General features: G+C 71.5%; 7 protein-coding genes and 1 pseudogene. 2 read left to right on the forward strand and 6 right to left on the reverse strand.

The features are described 5' to 3' along the window. The first annotated feature begins 108 nt into the window (after positions 1-108). Positions 109-1,095, forward strand: coding sequence for an ECF subfamily RNA polymerase sigma factor, BldN family (locus JW613_RS25305; protein ID WP_209213207.1), 987 nt, complete (start codon positions 109-111; stop codon positions 1,093-1,095). A gap of 228 nt (positions 1,096-1,323) precedes the next feature. After that, the gene (locus JW613_RS25310) at positions 1,324-2,673 is read left to right on the forward strand and encodes a DUF5667 domain-containing protein (protein ID WP_209213208.1); all 1,350 of its coding nucleotides are present in this window, start codon (positions 1,324-1,326) and stop codon (positions 2,671-2,673) included. A 77-nt stretch (positions 2,674-2,750) separates the two neighbouring features. On the opposite strand, the gene JW613_RS25315 is transcribed toward JW613_RS25310, so the two are convergent. From JW613_RS25315 to JW613_RS25340, 6 genes and pseudogenes are all read right to left on the reverse strand, one after another. Then, complete coding sequence (locus tag JW613_RS25315; protein WP_209213209.1) at positions 2,751-4,013, reverse strand: lysophospholipid acyltransferase family protein; 1,263 nt, start codon at positions 4,011-4,013, stop codon at positions 2,751-2,753. Next, entirely contained in the window at positions 4,006-5,073 is a 1,068-nt protein-coding gene (locus tag JW613_RS25320) for an NAD-dependent epimerase/dehydratase family protein (protein WP_209213210.1), read from the reverse strand. Before JW613_RS25320 ends, JW613_RS25315 begins: the two co-directional genes overlap by 8 nt. Before the next feature lie 133 nt (positions 5,074-5,206). After that, complete coding sequence (locus JW613_RS25325; RefSeq protein WP_003948845.1) at positions 5,207-5,305, reverse strand: 30S ribosomal protein bS22; 99 nt, start codon at positions 5,303-5,305, stop codon at positions 5,207-5,209. Positions 5,306-5,489: 184 nt separating this feature from the next. After that, entirely contained in the window at positions 5,490-5,699 is a 210-nt protein-coding gene (locus JW613_RS25330) for a helix-turn-helix domain-containing protein (protein ID WP_157846443.1), read from the reverse strand. Between the two features lie 128 nt (positions 5,700-5,827). Then, positions 5,828-6,004, reverse strand: a pseudogene (locus JW613_RS36905) (phosphatase); the annotation flags it as partial. Positions 6,005-6,527: 523 nt separating this feature from the next. Beyond that, entirely contained in the window at positions 6,528-7,706 is a 1,179-nt protein-coding gene (locus JW613_RS25340) for an acetoin utilization protein AcuC (RefSeq protein WP_209213232.1), read from the reverse strand. Positions 7,707-7,731 lie beyond the last annotated feature (25 nt).

Genomic DNA, 7,731 nt, shown 5'->3' on the forward strand with positions numbered 1-7,731 from the left:
CTGTACGAAGCGTTATTCTCCTCAGACGCAATTCGGTACCCATCCGTCCCTACGCCGGGTGAACGGTCCCGCACTGCACGTGATGGAAGCTCTGCCTCTGGGAGTCCCGTGTACCCACACGTCGGGGTTGACGCCTCGGGCCTGGCTACGCTGCGCACGACAGTCATCGACCAACTGCGTGCGTTCGTCCCCACCGCGTACGCCGTCCCTGCCCTTGCCGCAACAACCGCACCTGTCCCCGCAGGAGCCTCAACTGTCCCCGCAGGTCCCTGCCATGCCCTCGCCCGCCGCGCCGCCCGCGCCCTGACCACCGCAGCCGATCCGGCCGCAGCCGCCACGTCCCCGGCGGTCTCGTCCCGTACGGCGTCGTCCGCCTCCGCTGCCGCCGCCGCTACCACTGCCGCCTCCACCGCCTCCGCGGCCTCCTCGCCGACTCCGTCGGCAGCCCGCTCGAACGCGGCAACCGCCTCCCGCACCTCCACCGCGAGCGGCAGGCGCGCCCGCGGCACCGGTGCGACCGCACGGCGCCCCGCCGCCTCGGACACCGACAGCCGCCGGATGATGGACCTGGTCGAACGCGCCCAGGACGGCGAGGCCGAGGCGTTCGGCAGGTTGTACGACCAGTACAGCGACACCGTCTACCGCTACATCTACTACCGCGTCGGCGGCCGGGCGACCGCCGAGGACCTGACCAGTGAGACCTTTCTGCGTGCCCTCCGTCGCATCGGAACCTTCACCTGGCAGGGCCGCGACTTCGGGGCGTGGCTGGTGACCATCGCCCGGAACCTCGTCGCCGACCACTTCAAGTCGAGCCGCTTCCGCCTCGAAGTGACCACCGGCGAGATGCTCGACGCCAACGAGGTCGAACGCTCCCCGGAGGAGTCGGTCCTCGAATCCCTCTCCAACGCCGCCCTGCTGGAGGCCGTACGTAAGCTCAACCCCCAACAGCAGGAGTGCGTAACGCTCCGATTTCTGCAGGGGCTGTCCGTGGCCGAAACGGCCCGGGTGATGGGCAAGAACGAGGGCGCCATCAAGACACTCCAGTACCGCGCCGTCCGCACGCTCGCCAGACTCCTGCCCGACGACGCGCGCTGAGTGCCCGCCGAGCACTCCGCCGGGCACTCCGCCGAGCGGCGCCCAGCACCGGTCACATCATCGTGACATCCGACTCCGTAACCCGAGTGGCTTGCGCTCGTTGTCGGGGTTGCAGACTCCCCGAAGCCGTGGCTGCCCGGGTCCACTCACCCCTGAGTGAACGCGGTCGGCCGCGCTCACGCCTGTGTGGTGGGGAGCCGACCGTGCTGACGAGAGGAGGTGCCGCCGGTGATCGGATCCGTGCCGACGAGCCGACGGGCCATCGCCTTCGCCCAAGCCCTGGACGAGCAGGAGCGCGACGCGGGCGCGGCGGCCGAGGCAGGGCCCGAGGAGTCCCCGGCCGGGGGTACCTCCCGGCCCGACTCCCCCAGCTCCCGCTGGGAGGCGCCCCCAGGGGGAGGGAACGGCGAAGGGACACCGCCGACGGGCACACCGCACAGCCACCGGGCCGACGACGGTGCGGACCGGTCGCTGCTCGCCCTGGCGAACTCACTGGGCGGGGTGCCCCGTCCCACGCTGGACCCGCAGGTCAAGACGGTCCAGCGCGCCCAGCTGATCGCGGCCATGGAAGCCGCGTTCGGGGAGGGCGAGACGGCGGCGCACGGCGCGCACTTCCCCGAGCAGCGCGACGCCCGCACCGGCTCCCGCGGCCGGGGCGCACACCGCGCGCCCGGTCTCGGGCCGCTCGGCAAGCTGCGGCCCAAGTCCCGGCTGGGCAAGGGACTCGCGGCCGGCGGCCTGAGCGTCGGGGTGGCCGCCAGCGCCTTCGGCGGCGCCACGGCGGCCAGCACGGACGCCCTGCCCGGCGACTCGCTCTACGGCCTCAAGCGCGGCATGGAGGACCTCCGGCTCGATCTGGCCGGAGACGACGCCGACCGCGGCAGCCTGCTGCTGGACCACGCCTCGACGCGGATGAACGAGGCCCGCCGCCTCATGGAGCGGGACCGCTCCGGCGGGCTGGACCACGAGGCGCTCGTCGAGGTCCGCAAGACGCTGTCCGGGATGCGGCAGGACGCCTCCGAGGGCCACCGGCTGCTGAGCGCCGCCTTCCGGAAGAACGGCGACCTCGCCCCGATCCGGTCCCTGTCCAGCTTCTCCAAGAACCACCGGGCGAGCTGGTCCCGGCTGCGCGACCGGCTGCCGGTGCAGCTGCACGACGTGAGCGACGAGGTCAGCTCCGTCTTCGACGCCATAGACCAGGACGTGAGCCCCCTGCGCTCGCTCCTCCCCCGCGATCGGGAGGAGGCCCCGTCCGAACGCGAGCCGGGCACCGGCGACCGTACGGGCGAGGAGCAGCCTTCCGCCCGACCGAGTTCCCCGTCCGCGGACGGCATGTCCGGGCGGCGCGACGGGAGCAGCGAGGAGCCGTCCCCGTCCGACTCGCAGCGGGAGCGCGAGGGCCTGCTCGGCGGCGGACTGCTGGAGCCGCCCGAGGAGTCCGGCAGGCAGGGCAGCCCGTCGCACTCCGGCCCCGACTCCGAGAGCCCGTCCACCCCCGACGGCGGGCCGAAGGTGACCCTGCCTCCCCTCGTGCCCGATGTGCTGCCCCGCCTCGACCTGGGCGGCGACAACAGGTAGCCACGGCAGCCCGGTGCGGCGGCGGACGGGTTCGGAGCAGCCACGGGAGCGCTGGGAAGGATCGCTTCCGGAAACGCTCAGAAGAAGACCGACCGCCGCCGCACCAGCAGCTTGTACAGGGTGTGCTGGATCGTTTCCCGCACCTGGTCGGTGAGGTTGAACATCAGCATCGGATCCTCCGCCGCCTCCGGCGGATAGTCGTCGGTGGGCACCGGCTCGCCGAACTGGATGGTCCACTTCGTCGGCAACGGCACCGCCCCCAGCGGACCGAGCCAGGGGAAGGTCGGCGTGATCGGGAAGTACGGGAAGCCGAGCAGCCGCGCGAGGGTGCGGGAGTTGCCGACCATCGGATAGATCTCCTCGGCGCCCACGATCGAGCACGGCACGATCGGCGCGCCCGCCCGCAGCGCCGTGGAGACGAACCCGCCCCTGCCGAACCGCTGCAGCTTGTAGCGGTCCGCGAAGGGCTTGCCCAACCCCTTGAAGCCCTCCGGCATCACACCGACGACCTCCCCCCGCTCCAGCAGCGTCTGGGCGTCCTCCGCGCAGGCGAGCGTGTGTCCGGCCTTGCGTGCCAGCTCGTTGACGACCGGCAGCACGAACACCAGGTCGGCGCCGAGCAGCCGCAGATGGCGGTCGGCGGGGTGGTGGTCGTGCACGGCGACCTGCAGCATCAGACCGTCCAGCGGCAGCGTGCCCGAGTGGTTGGCGACCACCAGCGCCGCGCCGTCCGCGGGTATGTTCTCCACTCCCCGCACCTCGACGCGGAAGTACTTCTCGAAGACCGGGCGCAGCAGCGTCATCAGCACCTGGTCGGTCAGCTCCTGGTCGTAGCCGAAGTCGTCGACCTCGTACTCGCCGGTGAGCCTGCGCCGCAGGAAGGCGAGGCCGCGCGCGGCCCTGGTCTCCCAGTCCGTACCGAGCACGCGCTCCAGCAGCCCCTCGGGCTCCGCGCCGCCTTCCGCCGGGTCGCTCCCCTCCGGGCCGGCGCCGGGGCCCGAACGGTCGGGCCCACCCTGCTCCGGCGGCTCCTCGGCCTCCTCAGCCGCGTCCGGCTGCGTCCCCGGCACGGTCGTCAGAGGCGAGCGGCGGCCCGTACGGCCGCTTCTGCGCCGCCCGCCGAGCCCCGCACCCGGGCCGGAGGTCGCCCCCGGATCGGAAGCGGTACCCGAACCGGAAGCGGAACCGGCCGTGTCGGAGGGCTGTGCGGCGCCGGAGCGGCCCGTACGCGCGGCGCGGCCCTCGCCCGAGGGCCCGCGTCCGGCAGCGGCTCCGGAGGCTCCCGAGCCGCGCGAGCGGTCCCTGTCGTCGTCGAAGGGTATGACCTTCGCGTCAGCCATCCTGGCGCACCTCCTCCGGGCCCGGCTTCCCCGGCAGCAGCGCGACGAACCGGTCGACCGTTTCGGCCAGTCTGCGCGGTGGCAGCAGGCCCGGGCCGCGTTCCCGTACGAAGGCGTCGAGCGTCTCGGCGGTCGTCCGGCGCGGCGTGAACCCGAGGACGTCGCGGGCATGCGCCGTGTGCACCACCCGCCCGTGGGTGAGCAGCCGTATCTGCTCGGGCGAGAAGTCCGTCGCGCCCACCGAGCGCAGCACACTGCGGCTCCATCGGATCGCCGGCAGCAGCATCGGCGCAGTCGGCCGCCCCAGACGCCGTGCGCACTGCGACAGCAGCAGCACACCCTCGCCGGCGATGTTGAACGTCCCGGCGTTGAGCGTGCCCCGGCGCGGCTCGCCCGCCGCGAGTCGCAGCACCTCGATCACGTCGTCGTCGTGCACGAACTGCAGCCGGGGGTCGTACCCCAGGACGGTGGGCAGGACGGGCAGCCCGAAGTAGGCGGCGAGCGGCGACTCGGCGGCGGGACCCAGGATGTGGGCGAACCGCAGCACGGTCACCGCGACATCCGGTCGGCGCCGCGCGAACCCGCGTACATAGCCCTCGACCTCGACGGCGTCCTTGGCGAAGCCGCCGCTGGGCAGGTCCCTGACAGGGGTCGTCTCGTCGAAGACGGCGGGGTCGCGGGGCGCGGAACCGTACACACTCGTCGTCGATTTGATCACCAGACGACTGATGGTGGGCGCTTTCTGACAGGCGCCGAGCAACTGCATGGCACCGATGACATTGGTCTCCTTGACCGCGCCACGCCCGCCGCCGCCCAGCGTCGGCGGGGTGCCGTGCACATCCATGTGGACAACCGTGTCCACGGCGTGCTCGGCCAGCACCTTGCCGATGGCCGGCTGCCGTGTGTCGGCCCGCACGAACTCCGCGTCGCCGAGGTCGTGCACGGGAGGCTGGGCGTCCACACCGATCACCCGGCTCACATCGGGCTCACGCTGGATACGGCGCACGAAACGGCCACCGAGCGGTCTGGCCACCCCGGTGACGAGCACCACCTTGCCCACGTTCCCTCCCTGACACCCCGGACGCGGTCGCCGCCCCTCGGGGCAATACCGCGAATCCATAGCAGAACCGCCGCCTTTCTCTCCGAACTGAACGGAGAGAAAGGCGGCGGTCAGTGGCGTGCGGTGCGCTCGCTCACTTCTTGTTGCGACGCTGCACTCGCGTCCGCTTCAGCAGCTTGCGGTGCTTCTTCTTAGCCATCCGCTTACGCCGCTTCTTGATGACAGAGCCCACGACTACCCTCGCTCACGAATCACCCCCGCAGGACGCGGGGCGAACTCATTTCGATACTCGGTGCGGGGCGTCCGAGCCCACACGACCTACATGGGTCCACCCTACCCGCCACGCGGGAATGGTCGTGAATCGAGGGGGCACCGGGGCTCCGGTGCAGCGGTGACCGATCACACCCGATGTCGGCCTAGGCGCTCTCCACCCCCACGTACGACTCCTCGAGGTACTCATGGACAGCCTTCTCCGGCACCCGGAAGGACCTGCCCACCCGGATCGCCGGCAGATGACCGCTGTGCACCAGCCGGTACACAGTCATCTTGGAGACTCGCATCACCGCGGCGACCTCCGCCACGGTCAGGAACACGACCTCGTTCAACGGCCGTTCGTCAGCAGCCATGTCACACCTGAACCTTCCGCACATGTCGGGCACCGGCTTCCCCTCCGGTGTCTCCTGCTCGCATGTGCGCTCCTCCCCAGATTAGGGGCGCGTGATGCAAGTGGTGAAGAGGAGTAGCGATCGTCCGCCTACCGTGACAGACACGCTCGATTGAGTACATAGCGAGTAAGCGCGCGGTAGTAATCGGATTGCTCAGCGTCATCCGACGGAACGCCCGAGCGCCCTCGCCCCTCCGCTGTCTCCCGCCGCCCCACGCCGAGCGCCGCCCCCTGCGCACCCGGCGGCCCCGGAGTCCCGCTACCGCGCTGACCTGCACTGACAGCTCAACCATCGCCTTCGGCAAGCCCCTTGGCCGACGAGCTCGCGCAACAGCCACTCCTGTCGGCTCCCCCCGGGAGAGTCACGGGGCGCGCACATTCGCGCCCCGCGCACGGACCGTTGAGCAAGCGCTGGTTTCACAGAACAGCACAACCCCCCTTACGTAGGAGAAGCCGCACTGACGTACCCCGAATCGCATCGCTATGTCGACACGTCCGCCCTGCGTCGGTGCTAGGCCGAGGCATCCGGACGACGACAGGGATGGGGCCAATGTGACGTAGTAGACCGGGAGTCGGTCCGAAGACAGCACCGGGCCGACGACGAGCGCACCGTTGCCCGGCCCCCACGCTGACACAACCGACCACGATGCGCCGGGAAACAGTCCCGGGACTGCCGATACCCCACACCGACCGGCCCTCAACCGGCCCTCTTACGGAACCATTCGCTCCCACACCGTCACAGCCGCCGACGTTCAGGGCAGCCGACAACCCTCCGGGCAGCCGCCGACGTTCAGGGCAGCAGGCCGTGTGCCGGGAACACCGCCCGGCGGGTCGCCCGTACGGCCTGGTCCAGCCGGTCCGCGGGGTCGTACCCCGCCCCCCAGCCCCGCCAGTGCGGCTCCAGCCCGTCCGTCATCCGCTGCTGGGCGCCGGTGCGCCCCGTACGCGCGTACACCTCCTGCAGCCACTCGGCTGGCACTTCGGTCTCCCGCGGCACGGGCGTCCCCGCCGCGATGGCCACCAGGTGCGTCCATGTCCGCGGCACCACGTCGACCACCGCATAGCCCCCGCCACCGGTCGCCAGCCACCGGCCCTCCGCATACGTGTGCGCCCACTCGTGCGCGGACTCGGCCGCCAGCCGCTGGGCGTCCACGCTGACCGCCAAGTGCGCCAGCGGATCCTCGACATGGGTGTCCGCACCATGCTGCGAGACCAGCACCTGCGGCCCGAAGGCCTCCAGCAGTTCCGGCACCACCGCGTGCACCGCACGCAGCCAGCCCTCGTCCCCCGTTCCGGGCGGCAGCGCCACATTCACCGCGCTGCCCTCCGCGCCCTCGCCACCGCACTCCTGCGGCCACCCGGTACCTGGAAAGAGCGTGCCCGGGTGCTCGTGCAGCGAAATGGTCAGCACACGGGGGTCGTCCCAGAACACCGCCTCGACGCCGTCACCGTGATGCACATCCAGATCGACGTAGGCCACCCGCTCGGCCCCCAGCTCCAGGAGCCGTGCGATGGCGAGCGCGGGATCGTTGTAGACGCAGAAACCCGACGCACTCCCCGGCATCGCATGATGCAACCCGCCGGCGAAGTTCACGGCGTGCAGCGCCCTGCCCTGCCATACCGCCTCGGCCCCGCCCACCGACTGCCCGGCGATCAGTGCGGAGACCTCATGCATACCCGCGAACGCCGGGTCGTCCGGGGTACCGAGGCCGTACCGCTGGTCAGCGGAGGCGGGATCGAGCGAGGCACGGCGGACGGCGTCGATGTAGTCCGCCCGGTGCACCAGCCGCAGCGTCGAGTCCCCGACAGGTTTCGCCGCCACGACGCTCAGGTCCGGGCCGCGCTCCACCCCCAACGACTCGATCAGGCGCTTCGTCAGCGCGAGCCGTACCGGGTCCATCGGATGGCCACGGCCGAAGTCGTAGCCGATGACGCCCTCGTCCCACATCAACTGCGCGCGGCCGCTCATGCCGCCACCGTATCGGGCCGGGTCC

Origin of the sequence: Streptomyces smyrnaeus (assembly GCF_017676345.1) — a bacterium.
In the GTDB taxonomy this organism is placed as follows: domain Bacteria; phylum Actinomycetota; class Actinomycetes; order Streptomycetales; family Streptomycetaceae; genus Streptomyces; species Streptomyces smyrnaeus.